The organism is Arthrobacter sp. NPDC058097 (assembly GCF_042884885.1).
Classification (GTDB): Bacteria; Actinomycetota; Actinomycetes; order Actinomycetales; family Micrococcaceae; genus Arthrobacter.
Window position 1 is genome coordinate 229,631 of sequence record NZ_JBHVSZ010000002.1, and the last position, 22,032, is coordinate 251,662.

The following is a 22,032-nucleotide window of genomic DNA, read 5'->3' on the forward strand; positions in this document are numbered from 1 at the left end:
CTCAGCCCTTCGGAGCCTCGCCCTCGTCGCCGTCGGCCTTTTCGCCGGCGTCCCCGCCGTCCTTCGTTCCGGCGTCATTGTCGGCGCCGCCGTCAGTGTCGGCGGGGCTGTCGAAGCCGCCGTTCAGCAGCTTCTGCAGGGCGTCGTCCACTTCGCTGTCGCTGGCCTCGGCGAGCTTGCGGCGTTCGCTGAATCCCTTGGGATCGTCAAGGTCCTCTGCGGTGGGGAGCAGGTCGGGATGCTTCCAGATGGCGTCGCGGCCGTCGATGCCGCGCTCGGCCTTCAGCGATGCCCACAGGGTGGCGGCCTCGCGGAGGCGGCGGGGCCGCAGCTCCAGACCCACGAGGGACGCGAACGCATGTTCCGCGGGACCGCCGGTGGCCCGGCGGCGGCGGACCGTTTCGCGGAGCGCTGCGGCGGAGGGGAGCACCTTTTCGGTGGCAGCCGCGGTGAGTTCGTCCACCCACCCCTCGACGAGGGCCAGCGCGGTCTCCAGCTTCTGCAGTGCCTGGTCCTGTTCGGGCGTGCGCTGCGGCATGAAGACGCCCTGCGACAGGGCCTCCTGGATTCCCTCCGGGTTGCTCGGGTCAAGGTCCCGGGCCAGCTCCTCGATCCGCGACGTGTCGATGTGGATGCCGCGGGCATAGGCCTCGATGGCACCGAGCAGATGCCCGCGCAGCCACGGAACCTGCACGAAGAGGCGGGCATGGGCGGCCTCGCGGACTGCGAGGAAGAGCCGGATGTCGTTTTCGGGAAGGCTGAGGCCCTCGCCGAACTTGGCCACGTTGCCGGGCAGCAGCGCCATTTCCAGGTCGGCCAGCGGAACACCGATGTCCGTGGAGCTGACCACGTCGGTGGACAGGGCTCCGATGGCCTGGCCCAGCTGCATCCCGAAGATGGCGCCGCCCACGTTCTGCAGCATGGAGGAGGCGCCGCCCATCATGGACTTCATTTCCTCGGGCATCTGCTCCGTCATGGCGGTGGAGAGGGCGTTGGCCACGCTGTTGGCCACCGGCTCCGTCAGCCGCTTCCAGGTGCCGAGGGTCTCCTCGACCCACTCGGCACGGGACCACGCCTTGCCGATGAGGCCGGTGGCGGGCAGGTCCGTGACCTGGTCCAGCCACAGTTCGGCGAGCCGCAGCGCCTCATCCACTTCGCGTGACTGTGCGGACGTGACCGAGGGGTCGGCGCTGCCAGCGGCAACACGGCGGGCGTTGTCATGGGCGAGCTTCCAGTTGACAGGGCCCTCCGAGGGCGCGCTCATCATGGCCTGGACCTGGGAGAACATCTGGGCCAGCAGGTTGGGATCGTTCGGCAGCCCGGCGGCTTTGGCCAGTTCTGCGGGGTCAATGTCACCCAGGCCCTTGCCGCCCATGAGGTTCTGCAGCATCTCCGCCAGCGGATCCTTGGGATTTTCGTCGCCGTTGGACGGATTGAGTGGATTGGAGGTCATGATCCCGCCGATCGTCGGTGTGACTATTAATCAACTTCACGCTACCCCTGTGCGGGAGTGGCTGTCTGCCGAAAGCCGGGACGTTCGCTGTAGGCAAAGAGCTGACGGCAGGCCGGGACGCGTAGTGTTAGAAGCCGGAACGTATGTAGGCTGCGCCCCGGCTGTCCGCCGGGCTGCGGCCGCGGTGCAGCGCTGAATGACGCGGTGCGGAGAGGTCCTTCAGTGACGATAACCCAGGGCGGCCAGCCCGCAGAGGAGTCCCCGGCGCCCGCCGCCGGTGGCGGGAATCCCGATGGAACCGGGGACGCCGGCCGGTGGCGGCGTGCCAGGGGCCGGGACCCGCGCATCTCCGCGATGACACTGTCCGGGCTTCTGGCGCTCGGACTCGGCGTGACGGCCGCGGTCCTTCCCGTCCCTTACGTGGTGGAATCACCAGGGCCCACGTTCAACACACTGGGCACGGAAAACGCGAAGCCCGTGATCAGCGTTTCGGGCCGCGAGACATTCCCGGCCAGGGGAAACCTCGATCTCACCACTGTTTATGTCGACGGCGGCCCCAACGGTCCCGTAAGCGTCTTTGAGGCGTTCTCGGCGTGGCTCGACGGCTCCAAGGCGGTGTACCCCGAAGAACTGATCTTCCCGACGGGTGTCACCAAAGAGGAATCGCAGCAGGAGAGTGCCGTGGCCATGGCCACATCGCAGGAGAACGCCGTGGCGGCGGCCCTGAAGGGACTCGACATCCCTTACACGCAGAAGCTTGAGGTGGCGGACCTGTCCGAGGGGTCTGCCGCGCAGGGCAAACTGCAGAAGGGCGACGTTTTCACCTCCATTAACGCGAAGCCCGTAACGTCGCTCGAGGTGATCCAGGAAGAACTGGCCGCCGGAAAGGGCAAGCCCGCCGTCGTCGTCGTAAGCCGGGACGGCAAGCAGGTGACCGAAACGGTCACGCCGGCAAAGAACCCGTCCGGACGATACATCCTGGGCGTTCTGCTGCAGTACCGTTTCACCTTCCCGTTCGACGTGAAGATTTCCCTGGACAAGGTGGGCGGCCCGAGCGCCGGGATGATGTTCGCCCTGGGAATCATTGACACCCTGACGCCCGGGGACCTCACCGGCGGAAAACACATCGCGGGGACGGGCACCATCAGCCCCGACGGCGTGGTGGGGCCGATCGGGGGCATCGCGGTGAAGATGCACGGTGCCCGGGCCGACGGCGCCACCATGTTCCTGGCCCCGGCGGCGAACTGCGCAGAGGTTGTGGGGCATGTTCCGGACGGGCTGCAGGTGGTCAAGGTGGAAAACCTGGACGAGGCACAGTCCGCCGTTGAACTGGCTGCCAAGGGCGCCGACACGTCGGGACTTCCGGCCTGCACCAACAACTAGACTAAATCGAGGAACTAAGGCTCCGGTCCGCTCGTGGCACTAATTGACAGCCGGGGGCGGCGCTGTGCATGACCTCCACTGAAAACTTAAAATTAAGACCAGCAACTGACAAAGCTATGAGGTACGAGTTTGTCCCGTCCTGCCAGCCCTACCCCGCCCGGAAAACTCCAGACAAGGCGCGGTGCATTGACGCCCACGCTCATCGTCGTTGCGCTGGTTGTTGTCGGGTTCATCTTCTTCGCCAATGTATGGACGGACGTCCTGTGGTACCAGCAGCTTGGCTACTTCGAGGTGTTCCTGACTGAGAACCTGGCGAGGATCGGCATTTTCGCCGCCGGCTTCCTCATCATGTTCGCGGCCGTGTTTTACGCGATCCGGATCGCGTACCACGCCCGTCCGGTCTACGCGCCGGACTCCGAAATCCGGGACAACCTCAACCGCTACCAGGCGCAGCTGGAACCCGTACGGCGCGTGGTCATGATCGGGCTGCCTGTGCTGTTTGGGCTGTTCGCCGGCAGCGCGGCCTCCAGCCAGTGGCAGAAGGTCATGCTGTTCTTCAACCAGGAGTCCTTCGGCCAGAACGATCCGGAGTTCGGGCTCGACATCGGCTTCTACCTGATGACACTGCCGTTCCTGGGCTTCGTCACCGGGTTCCTGATCAGCGTGGCGATCGTGGCCGGCATCGCGGGCATCCTCACGCACTACCTTTACGGCAGCATCAGGATCATGGAACGCGGCATCTTCACCAGTCGAGCCGCGCAGATCCACCTCGCGGTCACCGGCGCCTCCTTCCTGATCCTGCTGGGCATCAACTTCTGGCTGGACCGGTACTCCGCACTGCAGAACAGCGGCGGCCGCTGGGCGGGCGCGCTGTACACCGACGTCAACGCCGTCATCCCCACCAAGGCGATCCTGGCCGTCGCGGCGGCCCTCGTTGCCATCCTCTTCGTCGTCGCAGCCGTCATCGGCAAGTGGCGGCTTCCGGTGATCGGCACGGCCATGCTGATCATCACCTCCATCTTGGCCGGCGGCGTCTACCCGTGGGTCATCCAGCAGTTCCAGGTCCGCCCGTCCGAGCAGACCCTGGAACGGAAGTACATCGAGCGCAACATCGGCATGACCCGGGCGGCCTACGGCCTGGACCAGGTGAAGGTGGAGCGGTACAACGCCACCACCACCACGACCGCCGGCGCCCTGGCGCCCGATGCACAGACCACGGCCAACATCCGGCTCCTGGACCCGAACCTGATCTCGGACGCCTTCTCGCAGCTTGAGCAGTTCCGCCCGTACTACCAGTTCCCCAAGGCGCTCAACGTCGACCGGTACATGGTGGACGGCAAGGTGCAGGACACCGTCATCGCCGTGCGCGAGCTGAACCCGGACGGCCTCGCCGCCGACCAGCAGTCCTGGCTGAACCGCCACGTCGTGTACACCCACGGCTACGGTGTTGTGGCAGCGAAGGGCAACAAGTTCACGGCAGACGGAAAGCCGGAGTTCCTGCAGTCCGGCATCCCGTCCACCGGCGTCCTCGGCAATGACCAGACCTACGAGCCCCGCATCTACTTCGGCGAGGATTCCCCGGAGTACTCGATCGTGGGTGCCCCGGAAGGCGCGCCGCACCGCGAACAGGACCGCCCGGCCTCCAAGGAAGGCGGCGAAACGCAGTACACGTTCACCGGAAAGGGCGGGCCGAACGTCGGCAGCTTCTTCAACAAGGTTCTTTACTCGATCAAGTTCCAGTCCTCGGACCTGCTGCTGTCCGACGGCGTGAACGAAGCCTCGCAAATCCTGTACGAACGCAACCCGCGGGAACGCGTGCAGAAGGTTGCTCCCTACCTCACGGTGGACGGCAACGCCTACCCCGCCGTGGTTGACGGCCGGGTCAAGTGGATCGTGGACGGCTACACCACCAGCCAGTACTACCCGTACTCGCAGCAGGAGCAGCTCTCCGACGCCATCACGGATTCCCAGACCACGGCCGGACGCAACGTGGCGCTGCCGAACAGCTCCGTCAACTACATCCGCAACTCGGTCAAGGCCACCGTGGACGCCTACGACGGTTCCGTGACCCTGTATGCCTGGGACGACCAGGATCCGCTGCTGAAAGCCTGGCAGAAGGTGTTCCCTTCCACCCTGAAGCCTTACTCGGAGATGTCCGCCGCCGTCATGAGCCACGTCCGCTACCCGGAGGACCTGTTCAAGGTCCAGCGTGAGCTGCTCGGCCGCTACCACGTGACGGATCCCGTGAGCTTCTACAAGAACGACGACGCGTGGAGCGTTCCGAACGATCCCACCGTGTCGCAGGAGGTCAAGCAGCCGCCGTTCTACATGTCGCTGCAGATGCCGGACCAGAAGACACCGGCGTTCCAGCTGACCTCGTCCTACATCCCGCAGGTGGTCAACAACAACGCCCGCAACGTCCTCTACGGCTTCCTCGCGGCCGATTCCGACGCCGGCTCGAAGAAGGGCGTGAAGTCGGAGAGCTACGGGCAGCTCCGGCTGCTGCAGGTCCCGCCCGAAGCCCAGGTGCCCGGCCCCGGCCAGGCGCAGAACAAGTTCAACTCGGACCCGGCCGTCTCCCAGGCCCTGAACCTGCTGCGGCAGGGCGCGTCGGATGTGCTCAACGGCAACCTGCTGACACTTCCCGCGGCCCGCGGCATGCTCTACATCCAGCCTGTCTACCTCAAATCCACAGGTGAGACCTCCTACCCGACCCTGCAGCGGGTGCTCGTGGCCTTCGGCGACAAGATCGGCTTCGCGCCCACCCTGGACGAGGCCCTCAACCAGCTGTTCGGCGGCCGGTCCGGGGCCCAGGCCGGGGACTCACCGAACAACGGCAAGACACCGACGACCCCGGGCGGCGGGACGACGCCGCCGTCAACGGGCTCGGCCGATGCCAAGGCAGCGCTGAAGGCAGCCCTGGATGAGGCTAACGCGGCCATCAAGGCGGGCCAAGCTGCGCTGGCCAAGGGTGACTTCGCGGCGTACGGCGAGCAGCAGAAGAAGCTCTCCGCCGCGCTGCAGAAGGCGCTCGACGCGGAAGCGAAGCTGGGCAGCACCGGAACGGCCAGCAGCCCGACGTCGCCGTCCGCAACGCCGACGCCGTCACCCAGCAGCTGACCCGGCTGATCAGGTAAAGGGCCGGCCCTCCCCGACAAGGGGAGGGCAGGCCTTTTCCATAGGAGGTAGCTTTGGGCTGCTGGAGACGGAGATCACGTCGTTTGGATTTGGCCTCCTGTTCACCGCCCGGTAGAGTAGTTCTTGCGACGCGGGGTGGAGCAGTTCGGTAGCTCGCTGGGCTCATAACCCAGAGGTCACAGGTTCAAATCCTGTCCCCGCAACTGAAGAAAAAGACCCGGATCACCGTATGGTGGTCCGGGTCTTTTTGTTGTCCCCGGAGCCTGCGGCCCGGCGAAAACAGCCGTGGTCAAAGTGCCCCGGAAAGTAGGGTAATGTTAACCAAGCGACGCGGGGTGGAGCAGTTCGGTAGCTCGCTGGGCTCATAACCCAGAGGTCACAGGTTCAAATCCTGTCCCCGCAACCAGAAGGAAGCCCTGACCACAACGTGGTCGGGGCTTTCTGCATTACCGGAGCATTTGTTCATGTGCTGAGGGTTCCTAGTATTCTCTATTCGCAGGGCCCGGAATTCCTGGCCGGCGCAGGGCGCCCACACTGGTCAGTCATTCTCGAGAGGAACGTGTAGCTCGATGTCCACAACGAAGAACAAGTCCGGCACTGCCAGGGGCAAGCGGGCCAGGCTGTACTGGGCGGTGCCTGCAACGCTCTTGGGCCTGGTGCTGGTGGTGCTCCTCGCAAAGTGGATCACTGGCCTGCCCGACGTTCGGTCGTTCCTTGCGGACTACCCGGGGCATTCCGAGCTTCCCGCCGGCGCCCCCGTCGGTTTCCCGGCCTGGTTGGCTTGGCAGCACTTCCTGAACGCGTTCTTCCTGCTGCTCATCATCCGTTCGGGCTGGCAGGTCCGCACCACCACCCGCCCTGCGGGCTACTGGACCCGGAACAACAAGGGCTTCATCAAAACCAGGACGGCGCCGACCAAGATCAGCCTGGATCTCTGGTTCCACCTCACGCTGGATGCGCTGTGGATCCTGAACGGGCTGGTCTTTGTGATCCTGCTCTTCGCCACGGGCCAGTGGACCCGGATCGTTCCCACCTCCTGGGATGTTTTCCCCAACGCCGTCTCGGCCGCCCTGCAGTACGCCTCGCTGAACTGGCCCACGGAGGACGGCTGGGTCAACTACAACGCCCTGCAGCTGCTGACCTACTTCGCCACGGTGTTCATCGCAGCTCCGCTGGCCTTCATCACAGGCCTGCGGATGTCGGCCGCATGGCCCAAAAAGGCCGCCGGGCTGAACAAGGCTTTCCCCATTGAGGCCGCCCGTGCGGTGCACTTCCCGGTGATGATTTATTTCGTGGCCTTCATCGTGGTGCACGTGTTCCTGGTGCTGGCCACCGGCGCGCTGCGGAACCTGAACCACATGTACGGGGGCAGCGACGACGTGAGCTGGGTCGGCTTCTGGTTCTTCGTCGCGTCGGTCGCGGCCATGGTTGCAGCCTGGTTCCTGGCCAGGCCTCTGTTCCTGCGCCCCATCGCCTCGCTCATGGGCAAGGTCACCAACCGGTAGCCGCTCACCCCTCCTTGAGCCGCTGGTAGGTGTCCAGCGCCCGTTCCCGGGATTCCGGCAGGCCCACCAGCGGTCCGGGGTAGCCCGGAGCCGCCGCCGGGTTCTTCCACGGCTCGTGCACCGTCCGGTCATCCAGGTCCGCAAGTTCCGGGATGTAGCCGCGAAGGTAACTGCCGCCGGCGTCGAACTTCTTGCTCTGCGTCACGGGATTGAAGATCCTGAAATAGGGGGAGGCATCCGCGCCTGAGCCTGCCACCCACTGCCAGTTGGCCGGGTTGTTCGCCGCGTCGGCGTCGACCAGGGTGTCCCAGAACCAGGCCTCGCCCACGCGCCAGTCGGCCAGCATGTTTTTCACCAGGAACGACGCCGCAGCCATGCGGACCCTGTTGTGCATCCAGCCGGTCTGCCACAGCTGCCGCATGCCGGCATCCACCAGTGGATAGCCGGTGCGCCCCTGCTGCCAGGCCTCCAGTTCGGCGTCCGACGGCGTTTGCCAGGCAAAGCGGTCAAATTCCCGACGGTAGTTTTGGGTGGCCAGGTCCGGATTTTCGAACAACAGCTGCCAGCAAAATTCCCGCCAACCCAGTTCGCTCCGGAAAATCCCGACATCGGCCGGTGCGTGGCGCGGGAAGCGTTCCCTAAGGGAATGCCAGACCCGGAAGGGGCTGATCTCGCCGAAGCGCAGGTGCGGTGAGAGACGGCTGGTGCCCTCGACACCTGGCAGGTCGCGGCCCCTGCCGTAGTCCTCCACGGGACCGTCCAGGAAGTCTTCCAGCCGTTCGTGGGCGCCGTCCTCGCCGGGCGCCCAGGTCTCGGCGAGGCCGCCGCTCCAGTCCGGCCGACGGGGGAGGAACCGCCAGCTGTCCAGCCGGTCGCCGGCCGGCGGGCGCCCGGACTTTCCGGCTGCCGGCTCCGGGAACCGCTCCGGGGAATCGGAAGGGAGCCGCGGTTCGGTGCCGGCCAGGCAGGAACGCCAGAACGGGGTGAAGACCTTGTACGGGCCGCCCGAGCCTGTTCGCACGGTCCACGGCTCGAACAGCAGGTTCGCGTGGAAGCTGGTGGCCTCGATGCCCTGCCCGGCAGCCCACTCCTTGATGCCGGCGTCGATGGTCCGCTCGGGCTGGCCGTACCGACGGTTCCAGAACAACCTCTCCGCACCGGTCTCAGCGGCCAGCTCCTCGATGACCGGAGCGGATGCGCCCCGGCGCAGCAGCAGCCGCGACCCGTGTGCTTCGAGGCTCGTGGCGAGGGAGGACAGTGACTGGTGGAGCCACCACCTGGCTGCGGCGCCCAGCGGGCGGATGCCGGGGGAGTCCTCGTCGAGGATGTAGACGACGGTCAGCGGATCCGGCAACGCAGTTGCGGCGGCTAGGGCTGGGTTGTCGTCGAGCCGGAGGTCGTCCCGGAGCCAGACAATCGTGGAAGCCATGGTTTCAAGCTACACGGCCCTGAGACGGCAGAGGCCGGGATCCCGGTGGATCCCGGCCTCTGCCGGTGAAGCTGACGGCGCCTTCGGTTCTGTGCGTGCTTACAGCTTGTCGAAGTCGGCCTCGTCCACCGTGGACGACGACGCCGATGCTGCGTTGCCGCCGGCTCCGATGGCGGGCTTGGCGTTGCCGGACTTCAGCGCGGCAAGACGGGCCTCGATCTCGGTCTGCTCGCCGAGGTCCTCAAGCTGGTTGAACTGGGCGTCGAGGCTGGAAGCGGCAAGTTCCTGCTGGCCGCGGACCTTCGCCTCTTCACGCCGGATCTTTTCTTCGAAGCGGCCCACCTCGCTGGTGGGGTCGAGGATGTCGATGCTGCGGAGGGCGTCGTGGACCTGGGACTGCGCGGCCGCGGTCTTGGACCGGGCCACCAGTTCGTTGCGCTTGCTGGTCAGCTGGTTCAGCTTGTTCTTCATCTGGTCCAGGCCGGTCTTGAGACGGTCCACCACGTCGCTCTGGGAAGCGATGTTGGGTTCTGCGGCGCGCGCCTCGTTTTCGGAAGACATCTGGCGCTGCAGGGCCACCTTCGCCAGGTTGTCGAATTTCTGGGCGTCGGCCGCATTGCCGGCAGCGCGGAATTCATCGGCCTTGCGGGAAGCGGCCAGGGCCTTGTTGCCCCAGTCCTGCGCGTTTTTGATGTCCTCGTTGTAGTCGTCCTGGAGCATGCGCAGGTTTCCGATGGTCTGGGCCACCGCGGACTCGGCTTCGGCAATGTTGTTGGTGTAGTCGCGGACCATCTGGTCCAGCATCTTCTGCGGGTCCTCGGCCTGGTCCAGCAAGGCGTTGATGTTTGCTTTCGCCAGCTGCGCCATGCGGCCAAAAATGGACTGCTTAACCATGGTGTTACCTTTCGTCCTGCTCCGTATGTGCCACTGAGTTCAGTGAACAGTTGTATACCGCTTTTACCCGCCGGCCCGGCTGCGCGGGCCGGCGCTTAACCTGTGCCGGTCAGAAACTGCCCGAGTCGCCGCCACCGAAGTCGCCGCCGCCGAAGTCCCCTCCGCCGCCGCCGTCGCCGCCCCAGCCCCCGCCGTCACCCCAGCCTCCGCCGTCGCTGTGGCCGCCGCCCCAGCCGCCGCCGCTGCCACCGTTGAGGATGGAGTTGATGAGGATGCCGCCGAGGATGGCACCGCCCAGGCCGCCGCCTCCGCCGCCACCAAACATGCCGCCGCGGCCGTAGCCCTGGCCATATCCCTGGTTGGCGTAGCCGAAGCTGTCGACGTCGGACTGGGCCAGCTGGGCGGCCTGCGCAGCCAGGGCGTGCGCCTGCTGGGCGTAGGTCAGCGCGGTCACGGGGTCGTTGCGCGAGATGGACAGCGCGTAGTCGAGGTTCCGCTGTGCCTCCGCGAGCCGGGTCCGGGCCTCGGTGCCCACGCCGCCGCGGCGGGCGGTGATGTAATCCGATGTGGCACTGATCTGCGCCTGGGCGGACATGATGGTCTGCTGCAGCGACGCCTGCGCCCTGCGGGCCTGCTCCTGCTGGTCCCGGATGCCGCCGAGGGCCTGATCGAGGGCCTGGTGCGCGGATTCGACCCGCTCCAGGGTGGCGATGGGGTCAATCTTGCCGCTCTGGATTTCGCTCTTCACGCGGGCAAGGGCTGCCTCCACCCCGGCCACGGGACCCTCGAGCTCCGGGTGGGAACCGGACTGGATCATGGCCTTGGCCTGGGCCAGGTCCTGGGAGGTGTCTACGACAGCCGACTCCAGTGCCTGGCGGGCCGAGTCCAGGTTGCCGGCCACCTTGGAAATAGCGTCCAGCAGCACGTTCGTCTGGTGCAGGCTCTCCTCCGCTGCGCGGACGGCGACGGCGGCGAGGCTGCTTTCTCCGGAAGCGAGCTTTTCACGCGCCGTTGCGCTGGCGTTCTGCACGAAGGCCAGGCGCTCCTTGGCCTGCAGGATGTTGTCGGAGATCTGGGCGAGTGCGCTGTCCGCATACTTGCCGCGCAGTTCGGCCAGGGTCTGGTCCGCCCGTGCGATTTTGGCGTCCGCCTCCGCGGCGCCGGCGTCCACTGCCGCGAGGGCCTGCGGCGCGTTCTTCTCGAGTTCGCGCAGCGAGTCGAAGTCCGCCTTCTGTTCCTGCAGCGATGCCAGGGCGGCCTCCGATCTGCGGATGATTTCGCCAAGCCAGCTGCGCTGCTGCTCTTCGGTGTCCGGGATGTGGTCGTCCAGCTGCTGCTGCAGCTTGAACGATTCCGACATGTGCGCTTTCGCCTCCTGGAGCGCCTTGGTGAAGTTGCCCACGGCCGCTTCCCCGTATTGAGCCTCGGCGAAGCCCAGTTCCTGCTCGCTGGTCTTGATCGCGTCGTCTGCCTCAATCAGCAGGGAGCCGCTCTTCCGGCGGAGATCCTCGATGCTCATCCCGGCCAGGGGGTCGAGTTCGGCCCCCTGCGGGCCGTAGCTTGCGCTGGAGGCCTGACCGGCCTTCTTGCGCCTGTTCCGCAGGTAAAGATACGTGCCCGCGCCGCCGGCGGCCACGACCCCCGCACCAACGAGCACGGCAGTGCCTGCGCCCGCGCCAGAGGGGACATTGCCGCTGCCTCCGCCCGCAGCGTCGCCGATGGCAGCCGCGGTGTCAATGGCGGCCTGGGCAAAATCCCTCTTGCCGCCACCAAGGTTGGCCGCGATGGCGTTCTGCGTAATCGTGGTCCGTTTGGGATAGATCGGGCTGGAGGTACTGGGGGCAAAGTAGTACTTGCCTTGGTCTGTGGCGATCGCGAGGAGCACATCGGCAGGGCCCATGCCCTTCCGCTCCGCGACGGTCTTGCCCCAAGCGGCAGGGTCAGCAGGATTTTCGAACGACTTTACGGTGACCACGTACAGGTTGTACTTGTGATCCTTGAGGAGCTTTTGGATCGAGTCCTGAACTTCGCCCTTGCGGCTGCCGAGGACATTGGCGTCGTCGACGATGTTGGTGCCGGAAGGGATGGTGACCGGATCCTCCGCCCAGGCCGCCGCGGCCGGAGCCGCCAGCACTGCCGTCAGGCCGATCACGGCGAGAACACGTTTCAACATTGACCGCATGGCAACCCTTCAGCACGCCGCGGCTGGTTCGGGACGAACAGCCGTCATAGAATGCAGCAGCGCCCCCACGCCGGGTGTAAAGCCGCAGGTCGCTGTGGCAATTCTTCTTGATTCTATGGTGCACCAGCGGGACCGTCCACGGCGGGGAATATGCCACCAGCGAAAAGCGCTGGAGACATCGGTGGCGGTCCAGAACACTGGCAGTACTGCCCCTACGGAGGGCACTCAGGAACCTCCCAGCAAACGTCCGAATTAGTTTCAGTCCGATCGTCCATAGTTAATACAGACGCGGATGAAAGGAAGTCCAATGACTGAGCACCCAGAACCGGGCGCAGCACCTGAGAACCGAGATCCTTCAGGGCGCCCTGTTGATCCGACCCCTCGGCCTGAGCCCGCCGAGGGTCTCCAGCCTCCTGCACCGCAGGACAGCGCACACCGCACCGCCGGCGGTTCCGAGAACCCTACGGTACGCCTTGACTCCGACAGCAACCCCACCCGGCCGTTGTACCGGCCCGCCCAGGACGCAAGCCAGCTAAATGAAGGCCACGCCCGTGCAGCCCGGGCCGATGAAGGCCAGCCGTATGGCAGCCCTGCCGGGAGCCGCGAGCACGCGCAGCAGCAGCGTCCCGGCGGTCCGCATCCCGTTTACCCCCAGCACGCTCCCTTCTACGGGCAGCAGTCGGCACCGGCGGCGCAGCCCACCGGTTCCCAGTACTCACAGCACAACAGCCATTCCGCTTTCCAGGACAACCGCACCAACCAGCCCAGGCGCAAGGCGACGTTCGGCGTCGGCACGCTGGTGGCCAGCATCCTGGCCGCAGGGCTCGTGGGCGGCGGCGTTGCCACTGTCGGCTCCGGCAACTTGTTCGACGCCGGCGGAACCGCGCCGGCCGTCAGTTCCGGCAGCCAGCCAGGAACGGTGATCGTCAACAACCAGGATTCGGTCAACGAGATCACGGCCGCGGCCGTCAAGGCATCACCGAGCGTAGTGACCATTAAGGCCACCAGCGGAAGCGACGGCGGCACGGGGTCGGGGATCATCCTCGACGACCAGGGCCACATCCTCACCAACACCCACGTGGTGACTCTTGACGGCGCCACCGCGAACGCGGACATTGAAATCCGCACCAATGACGGCCGCGTCCTCACCGCCAAGGTGGTTGGCACGGACCCGCTGTCCGACCTCGCCGTCATCAAGGTAGATAACCCGTCCGGCCTCACACCGGCAGCGCTGGGTGATTCCAGCAAGCTGAACGTCGGGGACACGGCCGTGGCCATCGGTTCGCCGCTGGGCCTCACCGGCACGGTGACGGACGGCATCGTCTCGACGCTGAACAGGACCATCAGCGTCGCGTCTTCGGCGGCCCCGAAGGAAGGGACGGACAACTCCCAGGGCGGCGACCAGGGCTTCGAGTTCGCGCCTCCGGGCCAGGGGCAGGGCCAGAGCTCAGCAAGCAAGGGTTCGATCTCCATCAACGTCATCCAGACCGATGCTGCCATCAACCCGGGCAACTCCGGTGGTGCCCTGGTGAACAGCAAGGGTGAAGTGATCGGCGTCAACGTCGCGATCGCCTCCGCTGGCGGCAGTTCGGCAGCCGGCGGAACAGGCAACATCGGCGTGGGCTTCAGCATCCCGATCAACAACGCCAAGCGCGTGGCGCAGGAAATCATCAACAACGGCAAGGCCACCCACGGCCAGCTGGGCGTCAGCGTCAAAGAGAAGGCGGCATCGGCCTCCGGGTTCTCCACGGGAGCCGATGTGGCCTCCGTGGAGCAGGGCTCGGCGGCGGCCAAGGCAGGGATCAAGGTGGGCGACGTGGTGACGCGCTTCAACGACCTGGCCATCAGTGACCCGAACCAGCTGACGGCAGCTGTCCGCGAGCAGCCGTCCGGGTCCTCGGTGAAGATCACGGTCCTGCGCAACGGCCGCGAGCAGCAGCTGGACGTCACGCTCGGCGCAGCGGCAGAACAGTAGAGCGCAGTAACTGGGCCAAGCGCGACGGCGGGCCGCACCTGGGGTGTGGCCCGCCGTCGTTGTGCCTGCCATGGGCCCTGGCCTTTTGACACAGGCGTTAACGGGACGTCATATGACGGGCCCAATATGGTTAGCTAGGAGCTACCCGTATCCCGGGCGTTCCACGGCCACGACCCCACCCGGCTGGCTATCCACAAGCACGGAAGGCTGCTGTAAATACAGTGGAAGAGACATTGAAGATCGTCGTCCTGGTCAAGCATGTGCCGGACGCCCAGTTCGACCGGCACCTCAGCGGCGAGGGCCACACCACGGACCGCGACGAGAGCATCCTGTCCGAACTGGATGAGTACGCCCTGGAAGCCGCGCTGCAGCTTGCCGAAGCCCGTGGCGGTGCCAAGGCCGGCAACAAAGTGATCGCGTTGAGCATGGGACCGGCCGGTGCCGTGAACGCCATCAAGAAGTCCCTGCAGATCGGTGCCACCGAGGGTGTGCACCTCACCGATGCCGCGCTCGCCGGCTCGGATGCCGCCGCCACCTCGCTGGCGCTCGCAGCCGCCGTCCGCCACCTCGGCGCGGACGCCCCCGTTGACCTGGTGCTGACCGGCATGGCCTCCACCGACGGCGAAACCTCCCTGGTGCCCGCACAGCTCGCCGAGCGCCTCGGGCTTCCGCAGGTCACCTTCGCCTCCTCCCTGGACGTCGACGGCGGACGGGTCACGGCGCGCCGCGACGCGGACACCCACTCGGAGACGGTCGAGGCATCCCTGCCCGCAGTGGTTTCCGTGACCGACCAGATCAACGAACCGCGCTACCCCAACTTCAAGGGCATCATCGCGGCCAAGCGCAAGAGCATCACCACGCTTTCCCTGGCTGACATCGGAGTCGATTCCTCCCAGGTTGGTCACGCCGGATCCTGGACCCGCGTGACGGCGGCCGAGGAACGCCCGCCGCGCACCGCCGGCACCATCATCACGGACGAAGGCGACGCCGGCATCAAGCTGGTTGACTTCCTGGCCGCCCAGAAGCTGCTCTAAGAGGACTCCACAACATGGCAAACGTACTGGTATTCATTGACAACCCCGGGCAGGCTCCCAAGAAGAGCAGCCTGGAACTCCTCACCATCGCCCGCTCCCTCGGGGAAACCGCCGTGGCGGTCAACGGCGAACTGTCCGACGACGCCGCCGGCACCCTGGGTGCCTACGGCGCCGCCAGCATCTTCCGCCCCGCCGCAGCGGACCTCGACGACTACCTCGTCGCCCCGAAGGCCGCCTTCCTGGCCGCGGTGGCGGACAAGTCCGGCGCCACCACCGTCCTGCTGGAGAACTCACCCGAAGGCAAGGAAATCGCTGCCCGGCTCGGCATCCGGCTGAGCGCCGGCGTCATCACCGACGTCGTCGCGGTGGACGCCGACGGCACAGCCCACAAGTCGGTGCTCGCCGGTTCATACACCACGGCGGCGAAGGCCACCACCCCGGTGACCGTGCTGTCCGTGAAGGCAAACTCCGTGGACCCGGAGCCCGCGGCGGCTCCCGGCACACCCGAAACCGTGACCGTCGACGCCCCTGCCGACGCCACCGCAGCGGCTGCCCGCATCACCTCCCGCGAACAGAAGGTCGCCAGCGGCCGCCCGGACCTCACGGATGCACGCATCGTGGTGGCCGGCGGACGCGGCCTCGACGGCGACTTCGGCCCCGTGGAGGAACTGGCGGACGCACTGGGTGCGGCCGTGGGCGCATCCCGCGCGGCAACTGATGCCGGCTGGATCAGCCACGACGCACAGGTCGGCCAGACCGGCAAGACCGTCTCACCCCAGCTGTACATCTCCGCCGGCATCTCCGGCGCAATCCAGCAGAAGGCCGGCATGCAGACCGCCAAGGTGATCGTGGCCGTGAACAAGGACGCCGAATCGCCCGTGTTCGAGATCGCCGACTTCGGCATCGTCGGCGATCTCTTCCAGGTGCTGCCGCAGGCAACCGAAGAGATCAAGAAGCGCAAGGGCTGAATCCTTGACCCAAAACGCTGCAGCGCAGAGCCCGTTCAATCCGGAACAGCACCGGATTGAGCGGGTGCTCTGTTTCTCCGCCCATCCCGACGACATCGATTTCGGCGCCGCCGGCACCATCGCCGCGTGGACTGCGGCCGGCGTGGAGGTCAGTTACTGCATCATGACCGACGGCGACGCCGGCGGCTTCGACCCTGCGCAGCGCGCCGAAATCATTGCCCTCAGGGCGGCCGAGCAGGAACGTGCCGCGGCCCTCGTCGGCGTCACGGACATCCACTACCTGCACCAGCGGGACGGGTACCTTGAGCCCAACCACGAGGTGATGCGCGGGGTGGTGAAGCTGATCCGCGAAGTCCGTCCCGACGTCGTGCTTTCCATGCACCCCGAGCGCAACTGGAAGCGGATCCAGAAGAGCCATCCGGACCACCTGGCGGTGGGGGAGGCGGTGACCCGCGCCGTCTACCCGGCAGTCGAAAACCCCTTCGCGTACCCGGACCTCGCCGAGTCCGGCCTGGAGGCCTTCAAGCTTCCGTGGCTGTGGCTCTACGCCGGCCCGGAGGAGCGGGAGAACCACTTTGTGGACGTTACGGAGCATGTGGAGAGCAAGCTCGAAGCGATCCACGTGCACGTCAGCCAGCATCCGGATGCCGAAGCCATGGAGGCCACCGTGCGGCGCGGCATGCGGGCGAACGGGGAACGTGGCGGCCTTTCCGACGGACGCAGCGCCGAGGCGTTCCACGTGGTCATGGTCAACGGGCCCGGGACGATCGCCGGCTTCTAGCCCGCCAGGCTGGCGTCAGCCTTCGGACGGGCGGAGCTGTGACGCCGCGTAGACCTTGATCCCCTCCAGCAGGTAGGGGGCGAGGCCTGCGCGGCTCTGGTCGTAAAAGGCGGTGAACCGCGGGTCCTCCACGTACATCCGGCCCAGTCCCACGTAGCTGTCCGCATCCGGCGTCCAGCTGACGCAGATCCAGCGGTAATGGCGTTCGACGGCGGCCTGCACCCGGGCGTCGTCCGCCGGCAGACCGGCGTCCAGGCAGCGGGCCAGCTCTTCGTTGATCGCGCCTGCCTCGGCCAGAAAGGCCTGCTTGTCGGCAGGGCCAAGCGCTGCGTGCCGGGCCTTGCTGTCCTCGACGGCCCGGTCGCCCCACCGCTGGCGGGCCTCCTCCTCGTACGGGTTGGTGTCAAAGTCCTTGAAAATTTCCTCGCCTGACATGGCGTCTCCTTGCTGCAGTGCCGATATGGTCGCCCCGACGGTCCTGGCCATCCGGTCCAGGCGGTCGCGCTCGGCCAGCAGCCACTTCCGGTGCACGCTCAGCGCATCCAGCTGGTCTGCCTGGCCATCCAGAACCTGGCCGATGGTTTCCAGGCCCAGGCCAAGTTCGCGGAGAAGCAGGATGCGCTGGAGACGCAGCAGTTCAGGCTGCGTGTAGTAGCGGTAGCCGTTGTGCCCTGTGTAGGCAGGCGGCAGCAATCCCACCTGGTCGTAGTGCCGGAGGGTCCTGGACGAGACCCTGCTCAGCTTCGCCAGCTCGGCGATGGACCAGCTCCGGAGTTTTTCCTGCTTCATGCCACCAGCGTAGAAGTTGACGCAGCGTCAACGTCAAGCGTCCGGCGCCGAGCGTCAGGCGTTCAGCGGAGCGGCAGCGACGGTGGGCAGCGTGGGGGTCGCCGATCCGCCGACGGGCTCGACAGTGATGCCGAGCGCGGCCGCGGAGCGGATGCCCTTGACGAGGGCCGGTTTCGACAATGCCTCCGCATCCATCAGACCCTCGGAGACAGGTTTGGAGCCGTCCTTCGGAATCAGCCACATCTGGTACACCTTGCCCGCGGGCGGCGGCGGGACATCCTTCATCCGCACCACCAGGGCATCGCGCGACGCCGAGATCGAAACCGTGGCTGTGCCTCCGCCGGTGACGTCGACGGTTGCCTGCCGAGCGTCCTGCGCCTCGATGACCTGCCTGAAGGGATCGTTCTGGTTGGCCACGTAGGCTCCTATCCCCACCCCGCCGAGCGCGATCACGGCAGCAGCCGCAACGCCGATCAGCCAGTTACGCAGGCCGGCCGGCCGGCGTCGTGCTTCACGGCGCTGGCGCGCAGCGGAAAGTTCGTCTGCGGCCGGCTCAGGCAGGACGTCCGCTTCCGTGTGGGCCCTGGCCGCCTCCGCTGCCGGTGCGGCAGCGGGAAGCTGCGCGACGATCCGGGCGAACAGGTCAGCGGGCGGCTCCTCCTCGGCGGTAAAGGACATGGCCAGGGTCTCCCTCGCCTGGCGGACGCGTTCGTTGAAGGATGCGCGTTCCGCCTCGGGAGCGCCGCTGACGTAAGAATCGATTGCTTCGCGCTCCGCGTCGGTGATGGCGTCGAGGGCGTAAATCTCGGCAAGCTCAACGGCCCGGCCCGCCGTGAGGTCGGTGGGAATGTCGGCGGCAAATGCCCGGGGCAGCTGGCGGCCGCGGGGATCATTCGAATCAGTCATTGTCAGCTCACCCCCAGGCAGGTCTTGAGTCGGATCAGTCCGTCGCGGATGCGGGACTTGATGGTTGGAACGGCCGCATTCAGTTTCTCGGCCACTTCGCGGTAGGTGAGGCCGCCGTAGTAGGCGAGCCGCACGGATTCCTGCTGCGTTTCGGTCAGCGTCTCCAGACAGCGGACCACGGCTTCAGCCTCGAGCCGGCTGTCCACCTCGTCCGACACTGAGTCATGGTCGATGTCCTGGCTGTTGGCGCCGTACCTGGCCTCACGCTCGCTCGCGGACTGCGAAGACCGGACCCGGTCCACTGCCCGGCGGTGCGAGATGGTCATGAGCCAGGCCAGGGGGCTTCCGCTGGCCGGATCGAACTTCGCGGCGTTTTGCCAGACCTGCAGGAAGACCTCCTGGACGGTGTCCTCGCTGAGCTCCGGGTCGATCAGCACCCGGCGCGCCATGCCGAACACCCGCCGCGACGTCAGCCGGTAGAACTCGGCGAAGGACGCCTGGTCGCCCTGGGCAATCCGCTCCAGCAGCTGTGCCAGCTGCTGGTTAAGGTCGACGGCGGTGCCGGGCGGCGCGGTGGCGTCAAAGTTCGGCGCGTTGGGAGTTTCCATCACTCTCAAGCATAGGTTGCCTGCCGGAGGGTGTGGCACACCGTAACCCGCCCCGGCAGCATCGTGGCGGCCAAAACGGAATGCTGTGCTGCCCGGCCGCCGTGCTGTCACCTGCCGCTCCTTCCGCCCTGATGTTGCATGCCCGTTGGATGTGCTCAGGAGGGATTCGGTGCGGCGAGGGCTTTGGATGGGTGGCAGTCCAGACGGGCTGCGCTCAGAGCTGGGCGCCGGTGAAACCCTGCTGGCGCCAGGCTTCGTAGACGGCGATGGATGCCGCGTTCGCCAGGTTCAGTGACCGCAGCGACGGCAGCATGGGCAGGCGGACCCGGGACGTGACGTGCGGATCGCGCTTCAGGTCATCCGGCAGGCCCACCGACTCCGGGCCGAACATCAGGACATCGCCGGGCCGGTAGGCAATATCTGTGTACGACACCTCACCGTCGGAGGTGAAGGCGAAGACGCGCTCCGGCTGCAGGGCCTCCCAGGCGGCCTCGACGTTGGGGTGGACGGTAACCACTGCCAGGTCGTGGTAGTCCAGGCCGGCGCGGCGGAGCTTGGCATCGGAGAAGTCGAAGCCCAGGGGCTCCACAAGGTGGAGTTCGGCGCCGGTGATGGCGGCGAGACGGATGGCGTTGCCCGTATTGCCGGGAATTTCGGGCGTGTGGAAGAGGATGCGGAACACGCTTCCATCCTAGCGGCGGCAAAAACCGACTCTCAGTGCATGCCCCTCAGCAGCCGCGCGAGCACGGGGACGTTGACGGTGTTCGGCGCCGGACCGGAGGACAGGAAATCCTTCAGCCCGCGGGCCAGGCCAGCGGCATTGACCACCTGGACAAGGTCGGAGCCGCCGTGGGAGCGGCGGTGGCGGTCGATGACAGGTTCGTGGAGGTTGCCGTCCGGGCTGTGGACCACTGTCCATCCGGTCACGTTGAGCTCCGGAAAGATGTCCTGCATGCGCCGGACCACGTGGGCCAGCTGCGGCGGGGCGATTGACCTGCCGCCGTGGTTCAGCGTGTTTCCGTCCCAGGCGTAGGCCCCCTTGGGCAGCAGCATGGAGCCGATCAGCGCCAGCCGGTAGCCCGAGAGCAGCGCGTGGTCGATGTGGCTGTTGTCCGCCGGGGACTGCAGGCCGTTGATCAGGCGCGCCGCAGGGATCGCCGGCAGGACCTGCCTGCTGATCAGCTGGACCGTGCGCAGCTCGCGCTGGATCCTGGCTTCAGCGCCGAAGATGCCGCGTTTCCTGGGCATGCCGTGGACCTGCTGGCTGGCCAGCTCCGGCGGGAGAAGCGGAACGGTGCCTGGCGTGTCGAGCGGCGGCACGTAGACGGGGGCATCGCCGGAGGTGTTCCGGGGCGTTCCCGGCTTGTGGATCGTAGCGGACGCGTGGCTGCCGGCAGCGGGGGCGTCGAAGTGCGCCTCGTCGCCGTCTGCGCGGCTCCGGCGGGGGCCGGCCGCGTAGGAACGGTCATAGGCGGCCCGGCGCTGGGGGTCGATGAGTGTTTCATACGCAAGGGTCACCTGCCGGAACGTGGCGGCGTCGCCTCCGTGGTCGGGATGCGACGTGCGGGCAGCCTTGCGGTAGGCCACCTTGATCTCCCTCTCCGTCGCGGTCGCCGCCACGCGGAGCACTTCGTAGTGGGAGCTGCTGCCCTGGGTCAAGCATGATCCTTAGGTCGTTGTTGCCGGCGTGCCTGCGCGGCCCGGTGTGCCAAGCATATAAGCCGGTCCTGACGGTCTTCTGGATCAACGACCGCAGCATGGCTGCGGGTTCCCGACGGTGGAAACGCGGGACGTCTAGACTTTTCGGAATGGGAGTTCGGACAGGTCGCGGCGGAGTCCGCCATTCACGCGTGCTGGTGGCAGCCGTTGCAGCCACGGCCTTCCTGGGCGGCTGCAGCATCGGCGTCCCGGATCCGGCGGCCCCAAGCAATCCGCCTGTCACCAGCGGGCCGGGCACGCCGAGCATCACCCCCGGGCACGACGCCGGTGCCGTGGCTGCCCGCGACATGCCCTTCTCGGCAGGTTCCACGCTGGCGCACGGCGTTCCCGTTGGGCTGTCGGAAGACCTTGCCGAAGCCCCGCACTGGAAACAGGTGGTCAGTAACGCCGGCGGCACGAGCCAGTATCAGAAATCCGACGGCTGCCAGGTTGCGGCCGGGGTGCGCCAGAACCAGTGGCCCCTGGTGGCGGCCGACGACAGGGCATCGACAGCCGCGCTGTTTGCCTACCTTGACCCTACGATCCTGCCCGCCTATCTGAAGCCGGCATCGCTGCGCTGGGGAGGCGAACGGGGCAAGCCCGCGCCGGCCGTGGATGTCCTCGTCCTGGAACGTGCCGCGAAACCGACAGGCCGGAAAGCCAGCCCGGCCACCGCCGTACTGGCCAGGGTTTTTGGCGAGGCCGGCTCCTCGGTGTACGTGTCGGCGTCGTGCCCGACGGCGGCGGCGCTCGCCGCCGCCCGGGCAGACATTGCTCAGTGGCTGACGGTGGTCCCGCCGGGCTGACGGGCCGCTGCGGCGGTGGCCAGCCGGTTAAGGGCCAGTGCGGCCACGAACAGGCCGAAGTCGCGCAGGGCGACGTCGAAGAAGGCGCCGAGGATGATCAGGTTCAGGATGATCCCCAAGAGCCAGGCAGCCACCACGAGCGAGCCGATCCGCGGCCGCAGGGCTACCAGGATTCCGGCGATGATCTCGACGCCGCCGACGACGTACATCACTGTCTGCGCGGGCAGGTGCAGGGTATCCGGAACGATTGGTGCGAGATAGCCGGTCCAGTCGGTCAGGAGGTTGGTGAACTTGTCCAGGCCGAACAGGATGGGCGCCACGGTGAAGACGGTACGCAGGAGCAGGAACGCCTGGCGGGCCGGATCCGCGGCGAGCGTGGTCGGGCCTGCAGACTCCCTCAGTGCGGTTGTTTTCATGACGAACTCCCTTCTAAAAGTAGGTAACTTGATTTTAGAGCCGACCGTCGTTCTTTAGCAACAGATC

Annotated in this window: 18 protein-coding genes and 2 tRNA genes; 10 read left to right on the forward strand and 10 right to left on the reverse strand. The window is 66.8% G+C overall.

What is annotated here, in order from left to right; genetic code table 11:
• Position 1: 1 nt before the first annotated feature.
• Positions 2-1,453, reverse strand: a complete 1,452-nt coding sequence (locus tag ACFVTE_RS04990) for a zinc-dependent metalloprotease (protein ID WP_387097678.1) — start codon at positions 1,451-1,453, stop codon at positions 2-4.
• Between the two features lie 222 nt (positions 1,454-1,675).
• On the opposite strand from ACFVTE_RS04990, the gene ACFVTE_RS04995 reads away from it, so the two are divergent.
• The 5 genes from ACFVTE_RS04995 (at position 1,676) to ACFVTE_RS05015 (ending at position 7,479) form a co-directional block, all read left to right on the forward strand.
• Positions 1,676-2,836, forward strand: a complete 1,161-nt coding sequence (locus ACFVTE_RS04995) for a PDZ domain-containing protein (protein ID WP_387097681.1) — start codon at positions 1,676-1,678, stop codon at positions 2,834-2,836.
• A gap of 129 nt (positions 2,837-2,965) precedes the next feature.
• Positions 2,966-5,956, forward strand: a complete 2,991-nt coding sequence (locus ACFVTE_RS05000) for a UPF0182 family protein (RefSeq protein WP_387097684.1) — start codon at positions 2,966-2,968, stop codon at positions 5,954-5,956.
• A gap of 147 nt (positions 5,957-6,103) precedes the next feature.
• Positions 6,104-6,177: transfer RNA gene (locus ACFVTE_RS05005), tRNA-Met, on the forward strand.
• Between the two features lie 126 nt (positions 6,178-6,303).
• Positions 6,304-6,380: transfer RNA gene (locus ACFVTE_RS05010), tRNA-Met, on the forward strand.
• A 163-nt stretch (positions 6,381-6,543) separates the two neighbouring features.
• Positions 6,544-7,479 (forward strand): cytochrome b/b6 domain-containing protein, encoded by a 936-nt coding sequence (locus tag ACFVTE_RS05015; protein ID WP_387097687.1) that lies wholly within the window; start codon positions 6,544-6,546, stop codon positions 7,477-7,479.
• Between the two features lie 4 nt (positions 7,480-7,483).
• Here ACFVTE_RS05015 and ACFVTE_RS05020 read toward each other — a convergent pair whose 3' ends face one another.
• The 3 genes from ACFVTE_RS05020 to ACFVTE_RS05030 all read right to left on the reverse strand — a co-directional run bounded on the left by ACFVTE_RS05020 (position 7,484) and on the right by ACFVTE_RS05030 (position 11,984).
• Positions 7,484-8,908, reverse strand: a complete 1,425-nt coding sequence (locus tag ACFVTE_RS05020; protein WP_387097689.1) for a cryptochrome/photolyase family protein — start codon at positions 8,906-8,908, stop codon at positions 7,484-7,486.
• A 99-nt stretch (positions 8,909-9,007) separates the two neighbouring features.
• Complete coding sequence (locus ACFVTE_RS05025) at positions 9,008-9,802, reverse strand: PspA/IM30 family protein (RefSeq protein WP_387097692.1); 795 nt, start codon at positions 9,800-9,802, stop codon at positions 9,008-9,010.
• A 109-nt stretch (positions 9,803-9,911) separates the two neighbouring features.
• Positions 9,912-11,984 (reverse strand): TPM domain-containing protein, encoded by a 2,073-nt coding sequence (locus ACFVTE_RS05030; protein WP_387097695.1) that lies wholly within the window; start codon positions 11,982-11,984, stop codon positions 9,912-9,914.
• A gap of 307 nt (positions 11,985-12,291) precedes the next feature.
• On the opposite strand from ACFVTE_RS05030, the gene ACFVTE_RS05035 reads away from it, so the two are divergent.
• The 4 genes from ACFVTE_RS05035 (at position 12,292) to ACFVTE_RS05050 (ending at position 16,742) form a co-directional block, all read left to right on the forward strand.
• Positions 12,292-13,959: a trypsin-like peptidase domain-containing protein gene (locus ACFVTE_RS05035; protein WP_387097698.1), complete on the forward strand. Its 1,668-nt coding sequence runs from the start codon at positions 12,292-12,294 to the stop codon at positions 13,957-13,959.
• Between the two features lie 233 nt (positions 13,960-14,192).
• On the forward strand, positions 14,193-14,993 hold the full coding sequence (locus ACFVTE_RS05040) for an electron transfer flavoprotein subunit beta/FixA family protein (protein ID WP_387098326.1): 801 nt from the start codon (positions 14,193-14,195) through the stop codon (positions 14,991-14,993).
• Between the two features lie 14 nt (positions 14,994-15,007).
• Entirely contained in the window at positions 15,008-15,961 is a 954-nt protein-coding gene (locus ACFVTE_RS05045) for an electron transfer flavoprotein subunit alpha/FixB family protein (RefSeq protein WP_387097701.1), read from the forward strand.
• A gap of 4 nt (positions 15,962-15,965) precedes the next feature.
• Positions 15,966-16,742: a PIG-L deacetylase family protein gene (locus tag ACFVTE_RS05050; protein ID WP_387097704.1), complete on the forward strand. Its 777-nt coding sequence runs from the start codon at positions 15,966-15,968 to the stop codon at positions 16,740-16,742.
• Between the two features lie 15 nt (positions 16,743-16,757).
• Here ACFVTE_RS05050 and ACFVTE_RS05055 read toward each other — a convergent pair whose 3' ends face one another.
• From ACFVTE_RS05055 to ACFVTE_RS05075, 5 genes are all read right to left on the reverse strand, one after another.
• Complete coding sequence (locus tag ACFVTE_RS05055; RefSeq protein WP_387097707.1) at positions 16,758-17,531, reverse strand: MerR family transcriptional regulator; 774 nt, start codon at positions 17,529-17,531, stop codon at positions 16,758-16,760.
• A gap of 54 nt (positions 17,532-17,585) precedes the next feature.
• Positions 17,586-18,437, reverse strand: a complete 852-nt coding sequence (locus tag ACFVTE_RS05060; protein ID WP_387097710.1) for an anti-sigma factor domain-containing protein — start codon at positions 18,435-18,437, stop codon at positions 17,586-17,588.
• A gap of 2 nt (positions 18,438-18,439) precedes the next feature.
• A complete protein-coding gene (locus ACFVTE_RS05065) occupies positions 18,440-19,045 on the reverse strand; it encodes a sigma-70 family RNA polymerase sigma factor (protein WP_387097713.1) in 606 nt (201 codons plus the stop codon).
• Positions 19,046-19,259: 214 nt separating this feature from the next.
• Positions 19,260-19,727, reverse strand: coding sequence for a tRNA (cytidine(34)-2'-O)-methyltransferase (locus tag ACFVTE_RS05070; RefSeq protein WP_387097716.1), 468 nt, complete (start codon positions 19,725-19,727; stop codon positions 19,260-19,262).
• Positions 19,728-19,759: 32 nt separating this feature from the next.
• Positions 19,760-20,704 carry a J domain-containing protein gene (locus ACFVTE_RS05075; RefSeq protein ID WP_387097719.1) on the reverse strand — a complete coding sequence of 315 codons (945 nt, stop codon included), beginning with the start codon at positions 20,702-20,704 and terminating at the stop codon, positions 19,760-19,762.
• 149 nt (positions 20,705-20,853) lie between these two features.
• Here ACFVTE_RS05075 and ACFVTE_RS05080 point away from each other — a divergent pair, with 149 nt between their 5' ends.
• Positions 20,854-21,549, forward strand: a complete 696-nt coding sequence (locus ACFVTE_RS05080; RefSeq protein WP_387097722.1) for a hypothetical protein — start codon at positions 20,854-20,856, stop codon at positions 21,547-21,549.
• Here the strand turns inward: ACFVTE_RS05080 and ACFVTE_RS05085 are convergent.
• Positions 21,519-21,965 (reverse strand): hypothetical protein, encoded by a 447-nt coding sequence (locus tag ACFVTE_RS05085; protein WP_387097725.1) that lies wholly within the window; start codon positions 21,963-21,965, stop codon positions 21,519-21,521. The two genes, ACFVTE_RS05080 and ACFVTE_RS05085, sit on opposite strands and share 31 nt — an antisense overlap.
• Positions 21,966-22,032: the final 67 nt, after the last annotated feature.